Here is a 1,428-nt window from a genome sequence, read left to right as displayed (position 1 = left end):
CGAAAGCGTCCTGGATCACCGCATTGCCATGTCTTTCATGGTGATGGGCATGGGGGCGCAGAATGCGGTTTCGGTCGATGACGGCGGCCCGATTGCCACTTCCTTCCCGATTTTCGAGAGCCTGATGGGCAATCTGGGCGCCAAGCTGGAGCGCACATGAGCGAAAGTTACACGATAGCTGTCGACGGCCCCGCGGCGGCTGGCAAGGGCACGCTGTCCAAGGCGCTGGCGGCCCATTACGGCTTCAGCCATCTGGATACCGGCCTCTTGTACCGTGCGGTAGGGGCCAAGATGCTGGATGGTGTGACCCCGGTTGAAGCTGCGCAAAACCTGACGCCGGAAGATTTGGCGCGCGACGACCTGCGCGGGCCGGAAGTGGCGCAGGCGGCCTCCAAGGTGGCGGTGATCGCCGAAGTGCGTGCTGCACTGGTGGATTTCCAGCGTGCCTTTGCCCGCCGGGCCGGGGGCGCGGTGCTGGACGGGCGCGACATCGGCACCGTGATCTGTCCTTATGCGCAGGTGAAGTTCTTTGTGACCGCCAGCGCCGAAGTCCGCGCCCGGCGCCGGTTTCTGGAACTCGCCGCGGCCGGCAAGGTGATCACGCTGGACGAGGTGCTGGGAGATGTGAAGGCCCGGGACGAGCGTGACATGAACCGCGCCGAAGCACCGCTGCGGCCGGCGGCCGATGCGATTCTGATCGACACCAGCGATCTGAGCATCGAAGAAGCCCTGGCTAAGGCGATCACGGTGATTGAAGCCCGCCGCGAGGCCGGCGAAACACTGGCATAAACATCAATCAACCAAATACACCCGCAGCTGACGCATCAACCGCGGGTGCAAGGGCAAGCGGGACGGAGCGGAACCGCTTGGCCCTCCGGGACACGGGAGTGCGCGATCAGAGCTCGCTGACGGCGGTGTGCTTGATCTGGCCCCACTGGGTGTCGGCGGTCTTGGCAGTGCCGGGCACGTCCTCCAGGAAGGCCGCGCGGGTGGCGGCGTTCAGGAACAGGAACAGCTTGCCGTCGTGTACCAGATACTGGTCCGGGTCGCCGTCGAACTTCTTGCCGACCGACACTCCATAGGAGCAGAAGCCGCCGTGCTGCGGCAGGTACTTGGCCGGATCGGCCTCGAACGCGGTCTTGTTCTCCTCAGAAGTGAAGTAATAAGAGGCGCCATCCACGGTTGCGGAGTAGTTTGCCACACCTTCCACCGGGTTGCGCCTGTCCAGCAGCGACACAAGGTCAACACCATGCGCGGCCAGCGGCGCACCGCCGGCAGAGATACCGGTGGAGACATTGAGTTCATCGGCGGCAAAGGCCGGGGCGGCGAGTGCCGCAGACAGCGAAATCAGGGCAGTTGTTAGAAGAATTTTCATGGTTGTCCTCATCAGGTTCAGTTGCGGGTTTTTCTGTTCAGTTCAGGCTGTGC

The 1,428-nt window shown here is 63.5% G+C and carries 2 protein-coding genes and 1 pseudogene; 2 read left to right on the top strand and 1 reads right to left on the bottom strand.

Annotation, left to right across the window (positions count from 1 at the left end; genetic code table 11):
• Both A2I95_RS37740 and A2I95_RS37735 read left to right on the top strand, forming a co-directional pair.
• Positions 1-160: pseudogene (locus tag A2I95_RS37740) on the top strand (3-phosphoshikimate 1-carboxyvinyltransferase); the annotation flags it as partial.
• Positions 157-789 carry a d(CMP) kinase gene (locus A2I95_RS37735; protein WP_027257636.1) on the top strand — a complete coding sequence of 211 codons (633 nt, stop codon included), beginning with the start codon at positions 157-159 and terminating at the stop codon, positions 787-789. The pseudogene A2I95_RS37740 and the gene A2I95_RS37735, both read left to right, overlap by 4 nt.
• A gap of 106 nt (positions 790-895) precedes the next feature.
• Here the strand turns inward: A2I95_RS37735 and A2I95_RS37730 are convergent, their stop codons facing one another.
• Positions 896-1,375 carry a YHS domain-containing (seleno)protein gene (locus tag A2I95_RS37730; protein ID WP_291737557.1) on the bottom strand — a complete coding sequence of 160 codons (480 nt, stop codon included), beginning with the start codon at positions 1,373-1,375 and terminating at the stop codon, positions 896-898.
• Between the last annotated feature and the right edge of the window lie 53 nt (positions 1,376-1,428).

It is taken from the genome of Leisingera sp. F5, assembly GCF_001593695.1.
This window is presented reverse-complemented; position numbering and strand designations above follow the sequence as displayed.